Here is a 20922-nt window from a genome sequence, read left to right as displayed (position 1 = left end):
AATGTCCGCCCCGTCTCTCCCTGATACAGGCCCGCCCGCAGGGTCGGCCGTGTTACTCGCCTTCGCGATCGTCGGCGCCTTTCTCGCCATCATGGGGGTGGGGCTCAGTCACGATCCGATCTTTCAGCTGCAGGTGGGAACCTTTGCCCTTGCCGCAGTTCTGACGGCCTTCATGCTCAATGCCGGACTGGCGTCGGGCAGCCTGCGGGACGAGCCAGACCGCTATAGCGACAATGTGATCAAGGCCGGGGTCATCGCCACCATGTTCTGGTGTGCGGCGGGCCTCACGGTCGGGGTGCTGATTGCCGCCCAACTGTCCTGGCCGCGGATCTTCTACTTCCCCGAGTTCGGTTTTCTGAACTTCGGACGCCTGCGACCCCTGCACACCTCGGCGGTGATCTTCGCCTTTGGCGGCAACGCCCTGATCGCCACGTCGTTCTGGGTCGTGCAGCGCACCTGCAAGGCCCGGCTGGCCGGCGGCATCGCCCCGTGGTTCGTGTTCTGGGGCTACCAGCTGTTCATCGTCATGGCCGCCACCGGCTATCTGATGGGCGCGACCCAGGGCAAGGAATACGCCGAACCCGAATGGTACGTCGATATCTGGCTGACCATCGTCTGGGTGGCCTACCTGCTGGTCTTCCTGGGCACGCTCTGGAAGCGCAAGGAGCCGCATATCTATGTGGCCAACTGGTTCTACCTGGCCTTCATCGTCACCATCGCCCTGCTGCACCTGGTCAACAACGCCGGCGTTCCCGTCGGCCTGCTGAACCACAAGTCCTACGGCGTCTTCTCGGGCGTCCAGGACGCCCTGACCCAGTGGTGGTACGGGCACAACGCCGTCGGCTTCTTCCTGACCGCCGGCTTCCTGGCCATGATGTACTACTTCGTGCCCAAGCGTGTTCAGCGGCCGGTATACAGCTATCGCCTGTCGATCGTGCACTTCTGGGCCCTGATCTTCATCTACATCTGGGCCGGCCCGCACCACCTGCACTACACCGCGCTGCCGCAGTGGGCCCAGACCTTGGGCATGACCTTCTCGATCATGCTGTGGATGCCGTCCTGGGGCGGCATGATCAACGGCCTGATGACCCTTTCAGGGGCGTGGGACAAGCTGCGCACCGACCCCGTGGTCCGGATGATGGTCGTCTCGATCGCCTTCTACGGCATGAGCACCTTCGAAGGTCCGGTGATGTCGATCCGCGCGGTCAACGCGCTCTCCCACTACACCGACTGGACCATCGGCCACGTGCACTCCGGCGCCCTGGGCTGGGTCGGCTTCATCAGCTTCGGCGCCATCTACTGCCTGGTGCCGTGGCTCTGGAAGAAGGCCGACATGTATTCGAACAAGCTGATCGAGTGGCACTTCTGGATCGCGACCACCGGGATCCTGCTCTACATCGCCGCGATGTGGGTGTCGGGCATCATGGAAGGCCTGATGTGGCGCGAATACACGCCCCAGGGGTTCCTAGCCTACAGCTTCATCGAGACGGTTTCCGCCAAGCACGTCGAGAACGTCATCCGCACCGTTGGCGGCCTGATGTACCTCGCCGGCGCCGTGATCATGATCGTCAACATCTGGCGCACGATCCGGATGCCGTCCCAAGCCGCGTCTGAACAGATGCAGCCCGCCCTCGCTCCCGCGATCGCCTGAGGTCCCTGATGTCACTCTGGAAACACCACGCCAAGTTCGAGCGGAACTCTCTGCTGCTCGTCGTCGGCATCCTTGTGGTCGTCTCGATCGGCGGCCTCGTGGAAATCGCCCCGCTGTTCTGGCTGCAAAGCACGATCGAAAAGGTGAACGGCATGCGTCCGTACACCCCGCTCGAGTTGGCCGGCCGCGACATCTATGTGCGTGAGGGCTGCTATCTCTGCCACTCGCAGATGATCCGCCCCCTGCGCGACGAGGTTGAGCGCTACGGTCACTACAGCCTCGCCGCCGAGAGCATGTACGACCACCCGTTCCAGTGGGGGTCCAAGCGTACGGGTCCCGATCTGGCCCGGGTGGGCGGCAAGTATTCCGACTCCTGGCACCGCGACCACATGACCGATCCGCGGTCGGTCGTGCCGGAATCGGTCATGCCTCCCTATAAGTTCCTGGCCGAGAAGGAGCTAGATTACAGCGACATCGCCGACAAGATGAAGGCCCTGCACACGGTCGGCGTCCCCTACACCAAGGACGCGATCGCCAACGCCAAGAAGGATCTCGAGGCCCAGGCCGACCCCTTCTCGACCGACGCGGTGGGCCTGCGCGGGCGTTACGGCGCCAAGGTGGTCAATCGCGACTTCGACGGCAATCCCGACAAGATCACCGAAATGGACGCCGCCATCGCCTATCTGCAGATGCTCGGCACGCTGGTCGATTTCAAATCCTACAAGGCTCAGGCTCCGGAGAACCAACGATGAGCGGGCTCTCCTACGAAACCGTGGCGCGCTTCTCCCAGCAGGCGGGGCTGATCTATTTCGGCCTGATCTTCCTGGCTGGCGTCGCCTACGCCCTGTGGCCTTCCAAGAAGGCGGAATTCCAGCATGCCGCGCGCATGCCGCTGGATGACGAGGAACTGCTCTGATGGCGTCCGAACGCGAAACCGACGACGTCACCGGCGTCGAAACCACCGGGCACGAGTGGGATGGCATCCGCGAGCTCGACAATCCCCTGCCGCGCTGGTGGCTGTGGACCTGGTACGGCTGCATCCTGATCGCGGTGGTCTACATGATCCTGATGCCCGCCTGGCCGGGCCTGCATGGTTACACCAAGGGCCTGCTGGGTCAGTCCGATCGGGTCAATGTGACCAGCGATCTCGCGGCCCTCGATGTTCATCGCGGCGCCGGCGCGACGATGATGCGCAAGGCCAGCCTTGAGCAGATCGAAAAGGACCCCCAGCTGCAGGCTTACGCCCAGCAGGTCGGCCAGTCCGTCTTCGGCGACAACTGCGCCACCTGCCACGGAATCGGCGGCACGGGCGGGACGGGCTATCCCAACCTGCGCGACGACGTCTGGCTTTGGGGCGGTACGCTGCAGGATATCCAGCATACCCTGCAAGTTGGCGTTCGCGCCGATCACGCCCAGACGCGCATGTCACAGATGCCCGCCTTCGGTCGCGATGAACTGCTGACACCCGCGGTGATCAGCGACATGACCGAATATGTGGTCAAGCTGTCTGGCCGTCCCGCCGACACCGCTGCGGTCGCTCGCGCCGCGCCCGTTTACGTCACTCAGTGCGTTGCCTGCCACGGCGCGGACGGTCGCGGGATTCAGGCGCTCGGCGCCCCCAACCTGACGGACGCCGATTGGCTCTATGGGTCCGATCGCGCGGCCATCAGCGGGCAGATCTACGCCGGCAAGGGGGGCGTCATGCCCGCCTGGGGCGGTCGTCTGAGCCCGGAAACCATCAAGGCCCTGACAGTCTATGTTCACGCCAACGCGGGTGGTCAGTAGGGCCCATGCCCACCCTCATCGACAACACCCGTCCCAAGTCTGAAACCCGGGCGACGGTCTCGGCCGCCGCTCGGGCCAAGGGCAAGGGAGACGCCAAGGGCGGCCTCTACAAGCCGCGCGAGCCGATCTATCCCAAGCTGGTCCATGGCCGCTGGCGTACGATCAAGTGGGCGCTGCTGATCATCACCCTGGCGATCTACTACATCACGCCCTGGATCCGCTGGGCGCGGCCGGGGGACCTGCCGCAACAGGCGGTGCTGGTGGATTTCGCCGGCCGCCGCTTCTACTTCTTCGACATCCAGCTGTGGCCGCAGGAAGTCTATATCTTCACCGGCCTGCTGGTGATCTCGGCCCTGGCGCTGTTCCTGGTCACGGCCCTGTTTGGCCGGCTGTGGTGCGGCTATGCCTGTCCGCAGACGGTCTGGACCGACCTCTATATCGTGGTCGAGCGCCTGTTCGAGGGCGACCGCAACGCCCGCATGCGCCTGGACGCCCAGCCCCTGTCGTTCGACAAGGTCTGGCGCAAGACCGGCAAGCATCTGACCTGGCTGGGCATCGCTTTTGGCACCGGCGGGGCCTGGATCTTCTATTTCCATGACGCGCCGACCCTGATCCGCACCTTCTGGATCGGGCAGGGGGCGATGACCGCCTATGTCTCCTGCGCCCTGCTGACGGCGACCACCTATGTCTTCGCCGGCTGGATGCGCGAGCAGGTCTGCACCTACATGTGCCCCTGGCCCCGGATCCAGGGCGCCATGCTGGACGAGCACTCGCTACAGGTGGCCTATCTGAGCGACCGCGGCGAACCGCGGGGAGCGCACAAGAAGGGCCAGTCCTGGGAAGGTCGTGGCGACTGCATCGACTGTCACCAGTGCGTCGTCGTCTGCCCCATGGGCATCGACATCCGCGACGGCAGCCAGCTGGAGTGCATCAACTGCGGCCTCTGCGTCGACGCCTGCGATGACATTCTCGGACGGCTGGGTCGTCCCACCGGCCTGATCGCCTATGATACCGACTCGGCCGTCGCCGCCCGCGCCTGCGGCCAGAAGGCGACCTACAAGCTGATCCGCCCCCGGACGATCTACTACGCCCTGGCCCTGACCCTGGTTTCGGGCCTGACGCTGTGGGCGTTGATTGATCGGCCCAAGGCCGACGTCCATGTCATCCGCGACCGCAACCCGATCTATGTGCGCATGCACGATGGCGCGGTGCGCGACGGCTATACCCTGAAGATCGCCAATCGCACCTTCGAGGACCGCCGTTTCGAGATCGCCTTCGCCGGTCTGGAGGGCGCGCGCCTCAGCCAGCCCGGACGCCCGCTGGGCTCCAGCGTGGGTGTCGATGTCCCTGCCGACGAGGTCGTGGCCGTGCGGGTGTTCGTCACCGGGCCGCCCGACGCCGAGCGTCCGTCCAGCCTTCCGGGCCGCTTTGTCGTCCGCTCGGGCGACATCCAGACCGAGGCCAAGACCGTCTTCCTTTCCGGAGCCGCGAACCCGCAATGACCCAGGCCGCACCCTCTGCCGTCACCCCCGCCAAGGGCGCGATCACCGGCTGGCACGTGCTGGCGGGGATGGTGCTGTTCTTTGCCGTCATCATCGCCGTGGACACCCTGTTCATCATCAAGGCCTATCGCAGCTTCTCGGGCGTGGTGGCGTCCAACCCCTATGAGGCCGGGCTGGCCTTCAACCGCACCCTGGCCCAACGCCAGCGCGAAGAGGCCCTGGGCTGGACCGCCGTGATCGAGCGCCCCGAGCCGGGCGTCGTGGCCTTGCGGATGACCGACAAGGCCGGTCAGCCGCTCTCGACCCTGTCGCTGACCGGGACCCTGGATCGCCCCGCCACGGAAGTGGGACGCCAGATCCTGAACTTCAAACCGACGGGTGATGGCTGGTATCGCGCTGCTGCGCGGCTGGACGGCGCCTGGGATCTGCGCGCCACCGCCCGCAACGCCCAGGACCAGTTCGAGATCGAAAGCCGGCTGGTGAGCCCATGACCCCGGCCCTGGCCCTTCCGCGCGATCTGGAGGCCTTCGTCCGCCGCGACGCTGCGGGGAAGGGACGGCTGGAGCTGCTGGTCGATGGCGCCCGCTGCGCCGCCTGCATCGGCAAGATCGAAAAGGCCGTCGGCGCCTTGCCCGGCGTGGAAGGCGCGCGCCTGAACCTGACGACCGGCAAGCTGGCTGTGGATCTCAGGGCCGTGTCGGCCAATCCTGACCGCGTGGTCGAGGTGGTCGAGGGACTGGGCTATCGCGCCTGTCTATACGATCCGACCGAGGCCGCCGCCGCCCAGGACCGCGAAGGCCGCGAGCTGGCCGTGGCTCTGGGCGTCGCCGGCTTCGGCGCGGGCAATGTGATGATGTTCACCGTCCCGGCCTGGGCGGGGCTGTTCGGGCAGGAGCTGAACGCCTCGACCCTGACGGTGATGTACTGGATGGCCGCCATCGTCGCCACGCCGTGCGCGCTGTTCGCCGGACGGCCGTTCTTCCGCTCGGCCTGGGCGTCGCTGCGGCGCGGCAAGGCCAATATGGACGTGCCGATCTCGATCGGCGTGATCCTGACGCTGATCGTCAGCTTCTCCGAGACGATCCTGGGCGGGCCGCACGCCTATTTCGACGCGGCGGTGACCCTGCTGTTCCTGCTGCTGATCGGGCGTTATCTGGATCACCGTCTGCGCAACACCGCGCGGTCGGCGGCGCGTGATCTTCTGGCGCTGCAGACGCCGTTCGCCGTGCGTCTGGCCGGTCCGCTGGAGCAGGGTGTGCCGATCGCCGATGTGCGGGTCGGCGACCGTCTGGTGGTCGCGCCCGGCGAGCGTATTCCCGTCGATGGCCGCGTCGAAAGCGGCGGTTCCGAGCTCGACAATGCGCTGATCACCGGCGAGACCGCCCTGGTCTCCGTCGCCGCCGGGGCCCGGGTTCACGCCGGCGCGCTGAACCTCAGCGGCCGCCTGATCATGGTGGCGACAGCCCGCAGCGAGGACTCCACCCTGGCGGCGATCGGCCGCCTGATGGAGGCCGGCGCCCAAAGCCGCTCCCGCTATGTGCGTCTGGCCGACAAGGCCGCCGCCCTCTATGTGCCCGTGGTCCACACCCTGGCCGCCCTGACTTTCGTCGGCGGCTGGGCGCTGGGCCTGGGTCCGCGCGAGGCGCTGCTGCGGGCCGCCGCCGTGCTGATCGTGACCTGTCCCTGCGCCCTGGGCCTGGCGGTGCCCGCCGTCCAGATCGCCGCCAGCAGCCGGCTCTTCCGTCGGGGCGTGCTGGTCAAGTCGGGAGCCGCGCTGGAGCGGCTGGCCGAGGTCGACCACGTGGTGTTCGACAAGACCGGCGTGCTGACAGAGGGTCAGCCCCGGCTGCTCAATGCACCGGCCCATCTGGTCGCTATGGCCGCTCCTCTGGCGCGCGGCTCCCGTCATCCGCTGGCGCGGGCCATGGCTGCGGCCGCCGGCCCCGGCGGTGTCGCCGACGACTGCGTCGAGACCCCCGGTCAGGGCGTCGAAGGGGTGATCGACGGTCGCCGTGCGCGTCTGGGCCGCGCCGCCTTTGTCGGACTGCAAAGCCAGGGCGCGCTTGAGACCGAGCTGTGGTTCGGCTTTGAGGGTGACGTGAAGATCCGTTTCGCGTTCGAGGATCAGCCTCGCGCCGATGCGGCGGCGACGATCGCCGGTCTGAAGGCCATGGGCCTGACGGTTGAAATCCTGTCCGGCGATCTGGCCGGACCAGTGGAGCGGGTCGCCCGGGCCGTGGGCCTGGACGCCTCGGAATGGCGCGCGGGCCTGACGCCCTTCGAGAAATCGGCGGCCATTGACGCGCTAAAGGCCTCTGGCCGGCGTGTCCTGATGGTCGGCGATGGCCTCAATGACGCTGCCGCCCTGGCGCGGGCTCACGCCTCGATGGCGCCGTCGGCGGCGGTCGACGCGGCCCAGAGCGCGGCCGATCTGGTGTTCACGGGTCAGGCCCTGTCGGTGGTGATCGACTCCATCGCGACGGCGCGCACGGCGCGTCGGCGGGCGCTGGAGAACTTCGGCTTCTCGGCGCTGTACAATCTGGTCGCGGCCCCGGCGGCCATCGTCGGCCTGCTCAATCCGTTCATCGCCGCGCTGGCCATGTCGGGCTCGTCGATCATCGTCCTGCTCAACGCCCTGCGGCCCAGTACGGTCAGGATGCCCAAATGACCATCCTGATGTTCCTGGCCCCCGCATCGGTCGCCCTGGGCGCCCTGGGCCTGGCGGCCTTTCTGTGGACGATGCGATCGGGGCAGTACGACGACCCCAAGGGCGACGCCGAACGGATCCTGTACGACCATCTGGAAGACCTGCCGCCACCGCGCGGGGATTGATCCAGATCACGGCCGGTCGGCCACCGGCGTGGAAAAGTCACGGGCGACGCAAGGAGCCCTGATCATGACCGCCACGCTGACCAAAGACGCCGCCGCCGACCCCTTCGTCGCGCGCCGCCCGTCGGCGTTCGACGTTCGCGACAGCCGGGCCCCGCGCTACACCAGCTATCCGACCGCCCTGCAGTTCTCCGACGCCGTCGATAGCGACGTCTATGGCCAGTGGCTGGGCGCCCTGAACCCCGCCGAGCGGGTGTCGCTGTACGTCCACGTGCCGTTCTGCGCGCGACTGTGCTGGTACTGCGGATGCCATACCCGCGTGGTCAAGAAGGCCAGCCTGATCAGCGACTATGTCGAGAACCTGATCGCGGAGATGGCGCTGGTGGAAGCACGACTGCCGGGGCGGCTGACCGCAGGCGCGCTGCATCTGGGCGGCGGCACACCCAACATGCTGTCGCGCGACGATCTGGTCCGGCTGTTTGGCGCCCTCAGGCACGTGTTCCGCTTCGCGCCGGGGATCGAGATCTCGGCCGAACTCGACCCGGCCACCCTGACGGAAAGCTGGGTTCGGGCGGCGACCTTTCATGGCCTGACACGCGCCAGCCTGGGCGTTCAGGATCTGGCCCCCCACGTCCAGGACGCCGTCAACCGCATCGAGCCCTTCGAGACCGTGGCGCGGGCGGTTGGTTGGCTGCGCGCCGCCGGCGTCGGCTCGATCAACCTGGACCTGATGTACGGCCTGCCGCGCCAGACCACGGCGGATGTGCGCTCGACCCTGGACGCCGTTCTGACCCTGCGGCCCGAGCGCATCGCCCTGTTCGGCTATGCGCACGTTCCGTGGGCCAAGCCCCATCAGCGCCTGCTGCCCGAGCATGAGCTTCCCGGTTCCGAGGCCCGGCTTGAGCAAAGCCAGTCGGCGGCCGAGCGGCTGGTCGGCGAAGGCTATGTCGCCATTGGCATCGACCACTTCGCCCTTCCGGACGATACCCTGGCCATCAGCAAGGCTGACGGCGTGCTGCGCCGCAATTTCCAGGGCTATACGACCGATTCCTGTCCCACCCTGCTGGGCTTTGGGGCCTCGTCGATCGGCCGTCTCCCGCAGGGCTTTGTCCAGAACCTGCCGCCCGAGGTCGCGTGGCGCACCGCGATTACGGAGGGCCGTCTGCCGGTGGCCCGCGGCCTGGTGCTGACCGAAGATGACCGGCTGCGCGGCGACGTCATCGAGCGCCTGATGTGCGACTTCAGCGTCGATCTTGGCCAGGTCGCCCAGCGGCACGGGGTGGAGGCGTCAGTGTTTGCTGATGATCTGGTCGCCATGCAGGGGCTCGTCCAGGACGGCCTGGCCGTGGTCCGCGACGGTGTCGTCGAGGTGACCCCGCACGGCCGCGCCTATGTGCGCCTCGTGGCTCAGATGTTCGATCGCCGGTCGGCCAAGGGCGCGGGATTCTCCAAGGTCATCTAGGCGACCGGCCCGGGTCTGCCCCCACGCAGCCGGCCGGCCGCCCCGGACTGGGTGGCCGAGCCATCTGTCGCGGCGGCGCTTGACGCCGATCAATTTGCGCGGGCCCGGACAGGGCAAGCTTGCGGCAGGGAGACTGTCGATGCCAACCCCATCTACTTCGCCGCTCGAGCGGCGCCATCTCGATCTGGGCGCGGACTATCTGCTGCGCTCGGTCGCGATCCTGGGCCGGTTGTTCGGTGGCGACGTTTCACGGGGGCTGATCTATCTGACCGCGCTTCAGGCCTCGTCCCAGCATCTGCGCAACGGCCAGGACCCGTGCCAGACCCAGCTGACCGACGACGACCAGCGCCGGCCTGTCAGCCTGTCGTCCATCGCGCGGTCCCTGAGCATGTCGGTTGAGACTACGCGGCGCCAGGTCCTGCGCCTCGAGCATGAGGGTCTGGTTGACCGCACGGCCAACGGCGGCGTGATGGTCCGTTTCTCGAGCCTGGGCTGCGAGGCCCTGCGCGAGGCGCTGGCCGTGAACAGCATCAATGTTCAGCGCCTGGCCGGGGGCTTGCAGCGCCCGGCCGTCGAGGGGGTCATGCCGGGGAAACGCGCATGACGGTCCAGGCCGAAAGTCTCGTCGTCGGGCGGCGGAGGGCAGGCCCCGCAGTCCCGGCCCCGGCCCCGGCGCGGGCCGACGCCTTCGCCGGGCTGCTCCTCTTCGCCGATCTGGCTCCGGCTGACCGCGCGGCCCTGCTCGCGGCCGCCGCCATGCGCGCGTTCGACAAGGGCGAGGCGATCATCGACGGGGGCGCGGGCGACGCGCTGATCGTGCTGTGCAGGGGGGCGGCGGCCCTCAGTATCGATGAAGATGGTCGTCGCGCGGTGCTGGCGGTGGTCTCCGCGCCCCAGACGCTGAACCTGGCCTGCGTGATGGCGCAGTCCAGCCCCCTGGTGTCGTGGCGGGCGGCCGAGCGTTGCATGGTGATGTTCCTGCCCCGGGCGCTGTTCCTGAAGATGGTCGCGCGAGACGCGCGCCTGGCGGCCAATGCAGCTTTGGCGCTGGCCGGGGCCTATCAGGACATGGTCGCGACCGCCGCCGCCCAGCGCCTGAGGTGCGCCCAGCAACGCCTTGCGGACTATCTCCTGTCGCTGCCGTCCGTAGGGGATGACGAGACCGAGGTGCGGCTGCCTCATTCCAAGCATCTGCTGGCGTCGCTGCTGGGGATGACACCGGAAAACCTGTCGCGAACCCTGGTCGCGCTCGCGGCTCACGGCGTCACGGTGCAGGGCGCAGCTGTGCGGATCGCTGATCGCCAGAGGCTGCGCGACGCTGTGGGCTGGCTGGGCGCGGGCGGGGCGTCGGAGTCCTGAGGACGGACACGGCGCGCGTATGGTCTTTTCCGCCGGAGCGGCGTACCCGGGGCCCTTGCAGGGCGCCAGCGGGCCGCCAGCGGAGGTCGGTTTGAAAAGTTTGCCGTTCGAGGCGCGGTTCGCAACCGCGCGGACGCCAGCGTTTCCCCCGAGGGGAAATTCCAAGTCATCGAAATTTAAGCGGAAAATGGTGGGCGCAGTAGGATTCGAACCTACGACCCGCTGATTAAGAGTCAGCTGCTCTACCAACTGAGCTATGCGCCCGCCCGGTCCGAAGCACTTGACTGCCCCGGCGGCGAGGCGCGGAACATACGCAAAGATTCCTGGAACGCAAGGGACTATTTTTTGGCCAGACGAGACATCAGCGGCGCGGTCGATTTCGCCTATCTGGAAGGGTTCGCCGCAGGCGATTCCGGAGTGGTCGACGAGGTGCTGGCCCTGTTCCGAGAACAGGCCGCCATGTGGACCCCCATGCTTGATCCGACCCATGCCGGCTGGCGCGATGCGGTCCACACCGTCAAGGGCGCAGCGCGGGGCGTGGGGGCGTTTTCGCTGGGCGATGTCTGTGAACGCTGCGAGGCGGGGCAGGATAGCCTGGAGGGCGTCAAGACGGCCCTGGACGCGGCGCTCATGGACGTCGCCGCCTATGCCCATGAGCAGATGCTGAAGTCGCTGAAGGGCTGATCGGCGGGGGCGGTCAAATAAAGGATGTGTAATTGGAGGCCCGCGCGTCGCCCGGCTAAGCTGGAGCGTCACGCAACGGAGCCCCTCCCATGCCCCCCAGCCCCTGGCATCACCAGCGCAACGACAATGTCGCCGACGATATCGACTTCGACATCAAGGGGCAGGAGCTCCAGTTCGTCGAGATCGAGCTGGATCCGGGCGAGAGCGCCGTCGCCGAAGCCGGCGCCTTTGTCTGGAAAGACGCTAGCATCGAGATGACCACCGTGTTCGGCGACGGTGCGGGCGACCAGGGCGGCGGCTTCATGGGCAAGCTGCTGGGCGCCGGCAAGCGGCTGATCACCGGCGAGAGCCTGTTCACGACCGTCTTCACCCATACGGGCCAGGGCAAGGCGCGCGTCGCTTTCGCATCGCCGACGCCAGGGTCAATCCTGCCGCTGAACCTGGGGCAACTGGGCGGAACCCTGATCTGCCAGAAGGACAGCTTCCTGGCCGCCGCGCGCGGCGTGTCGATCGGCATCCACTTCCAGAAGCGGATGATGACCGGCCTGTTCGGCGGTGAAGGCTTCATCATGCAGAAGCTGGAAGGCGACGGCTGGGTCTTCGTCCAGATGGGCGGCACGCTGGTCGAGCGCGAACTGGCCCCCGGCGAGGAACTGCATGTCGATACGGGCTGCCTGGCCGCCTACACCCCCGGTGTCGACTTCGACCTGGTGATGGCCGGCGGGGTCAAGAGCGTGCTGTTCGGCGGCGAGGGTCTGTTCTTCGCGCGCCTGCGCGGCCCGGGAAAGGTCTGGATCCAGTCGCTGCCGTTCTCACGCCTGGCCGGCCGGATGATGCAGGCGGCGAGCGGGCAGGGCGGCAACCAGGGCGAGGGCTCGCTGCTGGGCGGCCTGGGCGACCTGATCGGCGGCAATCGATAGGATCAGCGGGGCTGAGGTTCGCGCCTCAGCCCTTGGTCTTGTCCCAGCTGTCGTACTCATAAGCGATGCAGCGGTCGATCAGGGTGCGCCACACCGGCTCGGCGATCGATTCCGACAGGCCGGTCTCGCGGGCGGCGGCCTTGACCTTGGTCACCACGTCCTCGATCCGCGCGCGGTCGAAGACCTTGGAGCGGTCGGCCTTGATGCGGGCGGCGGCGGCCATGTAGCCCTGACGCTCGGTCAGCAGCGCCACCAGGGCGCGATCCAGGGCGTCGACGCCCTGACGCACGTCAAGCATGGTCTGGCAGTCGTCGGGAACCTGTCGTTCGCCGACCTCGATGTTCGTCTTGACCATGTAGCCCTAGATACCCGCGCCGTTGTCCATCGTGAGAAGGGCCGCCTCGTGCGCGGCGGCCTCGTCCTTGAGCCAGGTGACGAAGGCCTTCACCTGAGGCAGTCGTCCCTTGGCCTTGGGATGGACGACGTAATAGGCAAAGTCGACGGCCGTGGCCATCTCGAAGGGGATCACCAGGCGTCCGGCGTCGAGATCGGCCTGGGCCAGGGTGCGCTTGGCCAGGGCCACGCCGCGGCCGTTGGCGGCGGCTTCGATGACCATGCTGGACTGGTTGAAGCGCGGGCCGCGCGAGCCGTCGATGCTGCGCAGGCCGCGCGCCGCCAGCCACATGGCCCAGTCGGGGCAGCTGTCGTCGGCGTCGGGCGAGCCGTCGTGCAGCAGGATGTGGTGTGAGAGATCCTCGGGCGCGGACAGCGGATTTTCGGCCAGCAGGGCGGGGCTGACGACCGGCACCACGGTCTCGCTGAGCAGGCGGATGACTTCAAGGCCGGGATAGCGGCCCGAGCCGTAGCGAATCGCCAGGTCGACCTCGCCGGCCGCGAAATCGACCACTTCCATGCCGGCCGACAGCCAGACATCGACCTGGGGCTGGGCCTGCTCGAACTTGCCCAGGCGCGGCACCAGCCACTTGGCGGCGAAGGACGGGGCGGCGGTCAGGGTCAGGCGGCGGCCGTCGACGGCGGCGGTCAGAAGCGAGGCGGCCTCGGCCAGGCGGTCGAAAGCTTCGCGCAGGGCGGGCAGGGCGGTCTGGGCCGCGTCGGTCAGCAGCAGGCCCTTGGGCGTGCGCTTGAACAGGGCCGCGCCGACATAGTCTTCCAGGTTCTGGATCTGCTGGCTGACGGCCCCGGGGGTCACTGACAGCTCGTCAGCGGCGCGGCTGAAGTTCAGATGGCGCGCAGCGGCCTCGAACGCGCGGAGGGCGTTCAGCGGCGGCAAGCGACGGCGCTCGTTCTGTCTTTCCATGAGTTTTACTGAACGCCTCGGCAGAAGTCCTTGTTTGCGAATTGGACCGCCCGCGACCAGTTTGCAAGGGCTCGCTGGTGGAATGGCCCTTTTCACCGGCTGGCGCGCCGGGGCGGTCCGCAAGGTCCGCCCCGTCTTTCCTTGAAGCACAGAGAGGGGCCGTCCCTAGGGACGGCCCCGTCTTGCATTCTATCGGTTTATCCCGACTGCGTTGATAGAGGTTCTGATACCCATGTCCCGGCTTCCGGTCCGTAATCGCAAGTCCGGCCTCGTCGTTCTCGGCGGGGGCGAAGCCTCGCGCGCGCCCGGCGTGGTGCATCTGGTCGGGGCGGGGCCCGGTGATCCGGACCTGCTGACGATCAAGGCGCTGAAGGCGCTGCAGGCCGCCGACGTCATCGTGCATGACGGGCTGGTCTCCGACGAGATCCTCGATCTGGCCCCGGCCAGCACCCAGCGGATCAACGTCGCCAAGCGCAAGTCGCGCCATACCCTGCCGCAGGACGACATCAACCAGTTGCTGGTCGCCCTGGCGCTGGACGGCCTGACCGTGGTGCGCCTGAAGGGTGGCGATCCCTTCCTGTTCGGGCGCGGCGGCGAGGAGCTGACCGCCTGCCGGGAGGCGGGCGTCGTCTGTCATGTGGTCCCGGGGATCACTGCCGCCCTGGCCGCCAGCGCGGGGGCCGGCGCGCCCCTGACCCATCGCGGCTCGGCCCAGGCCGTCACCTTCGTCACCGGCCACGCCGCTCACGGTGAACCTGACCTGGACTGGGCCTCGCTGGCTCGTCCCAACCAGACCGTCGTTGTCTATATGGGCGTCTCGACCGCCGGCCTGATCGCCGGTCGGCTGATCGATGCCGGTCGCGCCGCCTCGACCCCCGCCCTGATCGTCGAGAACGCCAGCCGCGCTGACGAGCGCCGCATCCTGACCACCCTGGCCGGTCTGGCCATCGCTGCCGAGGGCCTGAAAGGGCCCGCGCTGCTGATGGTCGGCGAGGCCATGGCGATGGCCGAGGTCGCCCCTGCGACCGTCGATCTGGTCCTTCCCGTTTCCCTGTTCGAGCGGAGCTCACGCTCATGAAAGCCATCACCGCCAACCGCCTGCTCGACGGCGAGGTCGTGTTCTGGAAGTCCGGCCAGTGGGTCGACGCCTTCGGCGACGCCCAGCTGTTCGACAATGATGACGATGCCGTCGAGGCCGCCGTCGCCACGGGCAAGGGCCAGCCCACCGTGGTGGTCGATGTCTATCCGATCGACCTGACGCCGTCCGAGGGCCACTGGGCCCCGGTCAGCTATCGCGAACGCATCCGGGCGCTTGGCCCCACCAATGAACTGACACACGGCAAGCAGGCGGACGGCGGCGAGTCCATCGACGCCCTGCGCCACGCGGCGGGCGCGGCGCGCTCGACCGGCCGTGTCGACCTGATCCGCAGGAAGTAAGCGATGTACCAGTACGACATCATCGACCGCGAATTCCTGGTCGACCGTTCCAATGAGTTCCGGGGTCAGGTGCAGCGCCGTCTGGCCGGCGAAATGACCGAGGACCAGTTCAAGCCGCTGCGGCTGATGAACGGCCTCTATCTGCAACTGCACGCCTATATGCTGCGGGTGGCCATTCCGTATGGCTCGCTGAACGCTGCGCAGACCCGTCGCCTGGCCTGGATCGCCCGGACCTACGACAAAGGCTACGGCCACATGACCACGCGTCAGAACATCCAGTTCAACTGGGTGAAGCTGAAGGACGCGCCCGACATCCTCGACGCCCTGGCACAGGTGGATCTGCATGCCATCCAGACCAGCGGCAACTGCATCCGCAACACCACTTCCGACCCCTATGCCGGCGCTACGGCCGAGGAGATCGACGACCCGCGCGTTTGGGCCGAGGTGATCCGCCAGTGGTCGACCCTGCACCCCGAGTTCAGCTATCTGCCGCGCAAGTTCAAGATCGCCATCACCGGCGCGCTCAAGGACCGCACGGCCGCCAAGGTGCACGATATCGGCCTGATGCTGCGCCGGGCGCGCGACGGTTCGCTCGGCTTCGAGGTGATCGTCGGCGGCGGCCAGGGGCGCACGCCCTATGTCGGCCCGACCATCAAGGAGCACCTGCCGGTCGGCCGCCTGCTCAGCTATCTGGAAGCGGTGCTGCGGGTCTATAACCGCCACGGCCGCCGCGACAATATCTACAAGGCGCGCATCAAGATCCTGGTCGCCGCCCTGGGCGCCGAAGAGTTCGGCCGTCAGGTGGAAGAAGAGTGGGCCAAGATCGACGCCACGCGCGCCGATCTGCCCGACCTCGAGCTGGCCCGCATCCGCGGCGCCTTTGCCCAGACGCCGTTCGAGACCCTGCCGGCCGTGTCGGACGCCTTCGAGGCCGCTCGCGCCGCCAGCCCGGCCCTGCAACGCTTCGCGCGCAACAACATCAAGCCGCACAAGAAGCCCGGCTACGCCATCGTCGAGATCTCGCTGAAGGCGCAAGGCCAGACGCCGGGCGACGCTACGGCCGATCAGCTGGACCTGATCGCCGATCTTGCCGAGCAGTACAGCCTCAACGATGTGCGGGTGACTCACGCCCAGAACATGGTGCTGCCCCACGTGAAGCTGGACGATGTTCCGGCCGTCCACGCGGCCCTGGCTTCGGCGGGCCTGGCGACGGCCAATATCGACCTGGCCAGCGATATCATCGCCTGCCCGGGCCTGGACTACTGCGCCCTGGCCAATGCCCGCGCCATCGGGGTGGCCCAGGACATCGCCGCCAAGTTCGCCAACGAGGACCACGCCGAAAAGGTCGGCGAGCTGAAGATCAAGATCAGCGGCTGCATCAATGCCTGCGGCCACCACCATGTGGCCCACATCGGCATCCTGGGCGTCGACAAGAAGGGCGAGGAATTTTACCAGCTGTCGCTGGGCGGGTCGGGGGCGGAAGACGCCTCGATCGGCAAGATCCTCGGCCCGGCGCTCCCCGCCGATCGCGTCGCGGGCGCCATCGACACCCTGGTCGAGGCCTATCTGGGCATCCGCACGGGCGAGGAACGCTTCCTCGACACCTATCGCCGCGTCGGCCTCGAGCCCTTCAAGGAGGCTGTCTATGCCCAGGCTGATTAAGCTGACGGGCGGCGTCGCCGCCTTTGCCGACGACAGCTTCGTCAATGTCACCGACGAGGACGCGATCCCGGAAACCGGCGACGTGATCCTGTCCCTGACCCGCTTCCAGGCCGAGGGCGACGCGCTGCTGTCGTCCAACAGCCGCAAGGTCGGGGTGCGCATCGAGTCCAACGAGGAGGTCGAGGCCTTGGCCTATGACCTGCCGCGTCTGGCGGTGGTGGCCGTGGCCTTCCCGAAGTTCCGCGACGGCCGCGCCTATACCTCGGCCCGCCTGCTGCGCGAGCGCCTGAACTATGCGGGCGAGGTGAGGGCGGTCGGCGACGTTCTGCAGGAACAGGCCGGCTTCATGGTCCGCTGCGGCATGGACGCCTTCGAGCCGGCCGACGGCGCGAGCCCCGAGGCCTGGACCAAGGCCGCCAGCCGGTTCCGCCACGTCTATCAGCGCGCCGCCGATGATCGTGCGGTCGCCTTCGAAGAGCGAGGGGCGTGATGGCGTATGACCAGACGGACGCCACGTCCCTGTCTGGTCCGGGCAGCTTGGCGGCCCGGCTGGACGCCGAACTGCGCGACGCCCATCCGTTGACCATCCTGCGCAAGGCTTACGAGACCTTCGGCGACAGGCTGGCCCTGGTGTCGTCCTTCGGGGCGGAATCGGCGGTGCTGCTGCACCTGGTCTCGCAGGTCGCGCCCAGTATCCCGGTGCTGTTCCTCGATACCGGCATGCTGTTTGGCCAGACGCTCGACTACCGCAAGCAGTTGGCTGCCCAGCTGGCCCTGACCGACGTGCGCGACCTGCGCCCGGCCTTCGCTGACCTCGCGGTCAACGATCCCAAGTCCGACCTGTGGCGCACCGATATCGACGGCTGCTGCCATATCCGCAAGGTGCTGCCGCTGGACCGCGCCCTCTCCGGCTTCGAGGGCTGGATCACCGGCCGCAAGCGCTTCCACGGCGCTGACCGTCTGCGGCTGGCGGTGGTCGAGGAGTCCGAGGGCAAGATCAAGTTCAACCCGCTGGCCAACTGGTCCAAGGCCGAACTCGACGCCTATATTGCTGAATACCAACTGCCGGCTCACCCGCTGGTGGCCCAGGGTTTCCCGTCGGTGGGTTGCTGGCCCTGCACCAAGCCGGCCGAAGACGGCCAGGACGTCCGCGCCGGCCGCTGGGCCGGTCAGGACAAGACCGAATGCGGCATTCACGTCGCCCGCGCGCCCGGCGCTGCGCCGAACGTCGGCGGGGACATTTAGGCCTCGGAGGCTGCGGCCTCCAAAGCCGCAAGGTCGCCAGCAGCGATCAGCGGCGCCAGGCGGGTGATCTTCTCGACCGGCCAATCCCACCACGCCAGGGCCAACAGGCGTTCTATCTCCTCGGCTGAGCGCCGCATGCGGATCACCCTGGCGGGATTGCCGCCGACGATCGCGTAGGGCGGCACGTCGGCGGTCACGACCGAACGGGCGGCGATGACCGCGCCGGACCCAATCTTGACCCCCGGCGTCAGCACCGCGCCCTGGCCGATCCAGACATCGTGGCCGACAACAAGGTCGCCCTTGTTTGGCCAGTGATCCGGCAGGGCGGCCTCCCAGCCCTCACCGAAGATGCCGAATGGAAAGCTCGAAAGAGTCTCGGTGTGGTGATTGCCCCCGTTCAACATGAAGGTCGCGCCCGAGGCGATCGCGCAGAACTTGCCGATCACCAGCCGGTCTCCGATGAACGGGAAGGCGTAGAGGACGTTTTTCTCGAACCCCAGCGGGTCCTCGTCGTCATGATAGTAGGTGAATTCGCCGACTTCGATCTGCGGATGGCTGACGACGGGCTTGAGAAAGACCATCGTTGGGGCGGCGGGGATCGGGAAGCGGGCGGACGGATCTGGACCGGCAGACATGCGTGGCGACTCTGGCAGGAGCTAAGGGCTAGGGGTCTGACGGATTTTGGGTGTGTTTGCCGTTGAAGGCTATCGCCGAGGCGGTCTGTCTGGCCAAGGCAAGACCGAGTGCGGCATTCATGCCGCGCAGGCCCCATGGCGGGAGGTCGATCGGCAGGTCGGAAGCGGTCTTTGCGTCCATGGCTCTTGACGCGGGGCGTGTGCCATATCCATTCCATCGCTGCGGCGTTCTCGCGCCGCGATCGATCTTCCCGAGCGAGAGCCCCGCGCCACATGACCTCAGCCGCCACCTCTTCGTTCGCGCATATCACGCATCCCGCACCGACCTCGGCCGAGCGCCGCGCCGCCCTGCTGGCCGATCCGGGTTTCGGCCGGGTGTTCACCGACCACATGGTGACCATCCGCTACAATCAGGCCGAAGGCTGGCATGACGCCCGGGTCGAGCCGCGCGCTCCGATCCCGATGGATCCGGCCTCTTCGGTGCTGCACTACGCCCAGGAAATCTTCGAGGGCATGAAGGCCTATCGCACCGCCGACGGCGGCGCGGCCCTGTTCCGGCCCGAGGAGAACGCCCGCCGCTTTCAGGACTCGGCGCGCCGCATGGCCATGGCCGAGCTGCCGGAAGACCTGTTTGTCGAGGCCGTCGAGCAACTGATCGCCATCGACCGCGACTGGATCCCCGAAGGCGAGGGCAGCCTGTATCTGCGGCCCTTCATGTTCGCCACCGAGGTGTTCCTCGGGGTCAAGCCGGCGTCCGAATACCTGTTCGTGGTCCTGGCCTCGCCGGTCGGCGCCTATTTCAAGAACAAGGCCTCGGCGATCTCGGTCTGGATCTCGGAGACCTATACCCGCGCGGCCCTGGGCGGCACCGGCGCGGCCAAGTGCGGCGGCAACTATGCGGCCAGCCTGCTGGCCCAGTCCGAAGCCATTGCCCACGGCTGCGATCAAGTGGTGTTCCTCGACGCGGTCGAGCGCCGCTGGGTCGAGGAGCTGGGCGGCATGAACGTCTTCTTCCGCATGGACGACGGCAGCCTGCAGACGCCTCCGCTGGGCGGCACCATCCTGCCCGGCATCACCCGCAACTCGATCATCACCCTGGCCCGCGACCAGGGGATCACAGTGCGCGAAGAGCCCTATTCCCTGGACCAGTGGCGCGCCGACGCCGCCAGCGGCCGACTGCGCGAAGTCTTCGCCTGCGGCACCGCCGCGGTGCTGACCGGCATCGGCACGGTGCGGACCTCTTCGGGCGACTTCACGATCGGCAACGGCGCCGAGGGCGAGACGACCGAGCAACTGCGCAACGCCCTGATCGGCATCCAGCGCGGCCGCACGGCCGACCCCTATGGCTGGGTCCACCCGGTCTAGACGTCTATCGGGTTCGCTCCAGCAGCATGATCGGCGCGTCCTTGTAGGACGTGTGGGTCACCACCTTGAAGCCGGTCTTGCGGGCCAGGGCCAGGGACGCGGCATTGCCCGGGTCGATGATGCAGGGCACGCGCGGCGGGGCCAGCGCCTGGTCGATCCAGGCCAGGCCCGCCGTGACCGCTTCCGTGCCAAAACCCTGCCCGTGCGACCAGGCCGCCAGCACCCAGCCCATCTCCGGCTGTCCGAAGAAGGTGGGCTGAACATCGCGGTGGAAGTCGGCGAAACCGACCTCGCCGACATAGCGGCCCGTCGCCGTCTCGCGCACCGCCCAGTAGCCAAAGCCCAGCAGCGGCCACAGACCGCGCGAGCGCAGCAGCCGCGCCCAGCTCTCCTCGGGTGTCGAGGGACGGCCGCCGACGAACTGGGTGACGATGGGGTCCGACCACATGGCGACGCTGTCGTCGAAGTCGCTGAGTTCGGAAGCCTTCAGGGTCAGGCGTTGGGTGACGATCACGGGCGGGGACGACGACATGGCGACTCTGTTTGCGGCGCGGTGAGGCGACACGCTACACCGCCAGGACCGTTTTACGAGACCAGTCCATGACCACGCCTCAAGACGCCATCGCCGCCCGCCGCAAGCTGACCAACAAGCTGATCGCGGGAAAGACCGCCGCGCGGCTGGCGCCGTTCTTTGATCCGCAGGTCAGGCTGATCGCCGGCGACGGCTCACTGCTGATGGGCGCCGCCGAGGTGATCGCCGCCTTCGACGTCCAGTTCCGCGATCCGGACTTCATCGCCTATGTCCGCACCGGCGAGCGCGTCGAGCTCGATAGCGCCGGTCTGCGCGCCGCCGAGCATGGGCGCTGGGTCGGGTCCTGGAAGGGCGCGCCGGATCAGTCGGGAACCTATCTGGCGGTCTGGAAGAAGGTCACGGGCCAGTGGGTGATCGAGAGCGAGCTCTATGTGACCCTGGATCGCGGCGACTGATCTTTTCGACATCAGGGCCTTTGTCCGGCCGCGCATTAAGAGAAATTAATTTACGGACATCGGGCTCTGGGCCTACGCATT

Annotated in this window: 24 protein-coding genes and 1 tRNA gene; 20 read left to right on the top strand and 5 right to left on the bottom strand. The window is 67.7% G+C overall.

Going from position 1 to position 20922, the window contains the following annotated elements; genetic code table 11:
* Nucleotide 1 precedes the first annotated feature (1 nt).
* From ccoN to ACW176_RS19470, 11 genes are all read left to right on the top strand, one after another.
* Complete coding sequence (gene ccoN, locus ACW176_RS19520; protein WP_492110306.1) at nucleotides 2–1651, top strand: cytochrome-c oxidase, cbb3-type subunit I; 1650 nt, start codon at nucleotides 2–4, stop codon at nucleotides 1649–1651.
* An 8-nt stretch (nucleotides 1652–1659) separates the two neighbouring features.
* Nucleotides 1660–2403: a cytochrome-c oxidase, cbb3-type subunit II gene (gene ccoO / locus ACW176_RS19515; protein WP_419320799.1), complete on the top strand. Its 744-nt coding sequence runs from the start codon at nucleotides 1660–1662 to the stop codon at nucleotides 2401–2403.
* The gene (locus ACW176_RS19510; protein WP_419251980.1) at nucleotides 2400–2567 is read left to right on the top strand and encodes a cbb3-type cytochrome c oxidase subunit 3; all 168 of its coding nucleotides are present in this window, start codon (nucleotides 2400–2402) and stop codon (nucleotides 2565–2567) included. Before ccoO ends, ACW176_RS19510 begins: the two co-directional genes overlap by 4 nt.
* Nucleotides 2567–3436 carry a cytochrome-c oxidase, cbb3-type subunit III gene (gene ccoP, locus ACW176_RS19505; RefSeq protein WP_419320801.1) on the top strand — a complete coding sequence of 290 codons (870 nt, stop codon included), beginning with the start codon at nucleotides 2567–2569 and terminating at the stop codon, nucleotides 3434–3436. The genes ACW176_RS19510 and ccoP overlap by 1 nt, the downstream gene beginning before the upstream one ends.
* A 5-nt stretch (nucleotides 3437–3441) precedes the next feature.
* A complete protein-coding gene (gene ccoG / locus ACW176_RS19500; RefSeq protein WP_492110305.1) occupies nucleotides 3442–4938 on the top strand; it encodes a cytochrome c oxidase accessory protein CcoG in 1497 nt (498 codons plus the stop codon).
* Nucleotides 4935–5429 carry a FixH family protein gene (locus tag ACW176_RS19495; RefSeq protein ID WP_492110304.1) on the top strand — a complete coding sequence of 165 codons (495 nt, stop codon included), beginning with the start codon at nucleotides 4935–4937 and terminating at the stop codon, nucleotides 5427–5429. Before ccoG ends, ACW176_RS19495 begins: the two co-directional genes overlap by 4 nt.
* Nucleotides 5426–7606, top strand: a complete 2181-nt coding sequence (locus ACW176_RS19490) for a heavy metal translocating P-type ATPase (protein WP_492110303.1) — start codon at nucleotides 5426–5428, stop codon at nucleotides 7604–7606. Before ACW176_RS19495 ends, ACW176_RS19490 begins: the two co-directional genes overlap by 4 nt.
* Nucleotides 7603–7770 carry a cbb3-type cytochrome oxidase assembly protein CcoS gene (ccoS, locus tag ACW176_RS19485; protein ID WP_419251975.1) on the top strand — a complete coding sequence of 56 codons (168 nt, stop codon included), beginning with the start codon at nucleotides 7603–7605 and terminating at the stop codon, nucleotides 7768–7770. Before ACW176_RS19490 ends, ccoS begins: the two co-directional genes overlap by 4 nt.
* 64 nt (nucleotides 7771–7834) lie before the next feature.
* Complete coding sequence (gene hemN, locus ACW176_RS19480) at nucleotides 7835–9229, top strand: oxygen-independent coproporphyrinogen III oxidase (RefSeq protein WP_492110302.1); 1395 nt, start codon at nucleotides 7835–7837, stop codon at nucleotides 9227–9229.
* Nucleotides 9230–9368: 139 nt separating this feature from the next.
* Entirely contained in the window at nucleotides 9369–9833 is a 465-nt protein-coding gene (locus ACW176_RS19475) for a hypothetical protein (protein WP_492056884.1), read from the top strand.
* Nucleotides 9830–10588: a helix-turn-helix domain-containing protein gene (locus ACW176_RS19470; RefSeq protein ID WP_492110301.1), complete on the top strand. Its 759-nt coding sequence runs from the start codon at nucleotides 9830–9832 to the stop codon at nucleotides 10586–10588. The genes ACW176_RS19475 and ACW176_RS19470 overlap by 4 nt, the downstream gene beginning before the upstream one ends.
* A gap of 188 nt (nucleotides 10589–10776) precedes the next feature.
* On the opposite strand, the gene ACW176_RS19465 is transcribed toward ACW176_RS19470, so the two are convergent.
* A tRNA-Lys gene (locus ACW176_RS19465) sits at nucleotides 10777–10852 on the bottom strand.
* An 81-nt stretch (nucleotides 10853–10933) separates the two neighbouring features.
* Here ACW176_RS19465 and ACW176_RS19460 point away from each other — a divergent pair.
* Together ACW176_RS19460 and ACW176_RS19455 are read left to right on the top strand one after the other, a co-directional pair.
* Nucleotides 10934–11272: an Hpt domain-containing protein gene (locus ACW176_RS19460; RefSeq protein WP_419320814.1), complete on the top strand. Its 339-nt coding sequence runs from the start codon at nucleotides 10934–10936 to the stop codon at nucleotides 11270–11272.
* A gap of 89 nt (nucleotides 11273–11361) precedes the next feature.
* Nucleotides 11362–12192, top strand: coding sequence for a TIGR00266 family protein (locus ACW176_RS19455; protein ID WP_492110300.1), 831 nt, complete (start codon nucleotides 11362–11364; stop codon nucleotides 12190–12192).
* Nucleotides 12193–12217: 25 nt separating this feature from the next.
* On the opposite strand, the gene ACW176_RS19450 is transcribed toward ACW176_RS19455, so the two are convergent.
* Complete coding sequence (locus ACW176_RS19450) at nucleotides 12218–12547, bottom strand: chorismate mutase (protein WP_419320819.1); 330 nt, start codon at nucleotides 12545–12547, stop codon at nucleotides 12218–12220.
* Nucleotides 12548–12553: 6 nt separating this feature from the next.
* On the bottom strand, nucleotides 12554–13510 hold the full coding sequence (gene gcvA, locus ACW176_RS19445) for a transcriptional regulator GcvA (RefSeq protein ID WP_419320821.1): 957 nt from the start codon (nucleotides 13508–13510) through the stop codon (nucleotides 12554–12556).
* Between the two features lie 232 nt (nucleotides 13511–13742).
* Between gcvA and cobA the strand changes: the two genes are divergently transcribed.
* Genes cobA through ACW176_RS19420 form a run of 5 tightly spaced genes read left to right on the top strand, consistent with a single transcriptional unit; the run spans nucleotide 13743 to nucleotide 17854 of the window.
* On the top strand, nucleotides 13743–14588 hold the full coding sequence (gene cobA / locus ACW176_RS19440; protein WP_419320822.1) for a uroporphyrinogen-III C-methyltransferase: 846 nt from the start codon (nucleotides 13743–13745) through the stop codon (nucleotides 14586–14588).
* The gene (locus tag ACW176_RS19435) at nucleotides 14585–14947 is read left to right on the top strand and encodes a DUF2849 domain-containing protein (protein WP_419320824.1); all 363 of its coding nucleotides are present in this window, start codon (nucleotides 14585–14587) and stop codon (nucleotides 14945–14947) included. The genes cobA and ACW176_RS19435 overlap by 4 nt, the downstream gene beginning before the upstream one ends.
* Nucleotides 14948–14950: 3 nt before the next feature.
* Complete coding sequence (locus ACW176_RS19430) at nucleotides 14951–16609, top strand: nitrite/sulfite reductase (protein WP_419320826.1); 1659 nt, start codon at nucleotides 14951–14953, stop codon at nucleotides 16607–16609.
* The gene (locus ACW176_RS19425) at nucleotides 16593–17099 is read left to right on the top strand and encodes a DUF934 domain-containing protein (protein ID WP_419320827.1); all 507 of its coding nucleotides are present in this window, start codon (nucleotides 16593–16595) and stop codon (nucleotides 17097–17099) included. Before ACW176_RS19430 ends, ACW176_RS19425 begins: the two co-directional genes overlap by 17 nt.
* Complete coding sequence (locus ACW176_RS19420) at nucleotides 17099–17854, top strand: phosphoadenylyl-sulfate reductase (protein WP_492110299.1); 756 nt, start codon at nucleotides 17099–17101, stop codon at nucleotides 17852–17854. The genes ACW176_RS19425 and ACW176_RS19420 overlap by 1 nt, the downstream gene beginning before the upstream one ends.
* On the opposite strand, the gene ACW176_RS19415 is transcribed toward ACW176_RS19420, so the two are convergent.
* Nucleotides 17851–18489, bottom strand: a complete 639-nt coding sequence (locus tag ACW176_RS19415) for a CatB-related O-acetyltransferase (RefSeq protein ID WP_492110298.1) — start codon at nucleotides 18487–18489, stop codon at nucleotides 17851–17853. The genes ACW176_RS19420 and ACW176_RS19415 overlap by 4 nt on opposite strands.
* Before the next feature lie 273 nt (nucleotides 18490–18762).
* On the opposite strand from ACW176_RS19415, the gene ACW176_RS19410 reads away from it, so the two are divergent.
* Nucleotides 18763–19854, top strand: a complete 1092-nt coding sequence (locus ACW176_RS19410) for a branched-chain amino acid aminotransferase (protein ID WP_419320833.1) — start codon at nucleotides 18763–18765, stop codon at nucleotides 19852–19854.
* Between the two features lie 4 nt (nucleotides 19855–19858).
* Here ACW176_RS19410 and ACW176_RS19405 read toward each other — a convergent pair whose 3' ends face one another.
* Nucleotides 19859–20386, bottom strand: coding sequence for a GNAT family N-acetyltransferase (locus tag ACW176_RS19405; protein WP_492110297.1), 528 nt, complete (start codon nucleotides 20384–20386; stop codon nucleotides 19859–19861).
* Nucleotides 20387–20454: 68 nt separating this feature from the next.
* Here ACW176_RS19405 and ACW176_RS19400 point away from each other — a divergent pair, with 68 nt between their 5' ends.
* Nucleotides 20455–20841, top strand: coding sequence for a nuclear transport factor 2 family protein (locus ACW176_RS19400; protein ID WP_492110296.1), 387 nt, complete (start codon nucleotides 20455–20457; stop codon nucleotides 20839–20841).
* The last annotated feature ends 81 nt before the right edge of the window (nucleotides 20842–20922 follow it).

Source organism: Caulobacter sp. FV1ye13L, assembly GCF_058681155.1.
Note: the sequence above shows the minus strand (reverse complement) of the source record. Positions and strands in the feature narration are given on the sequence as shown.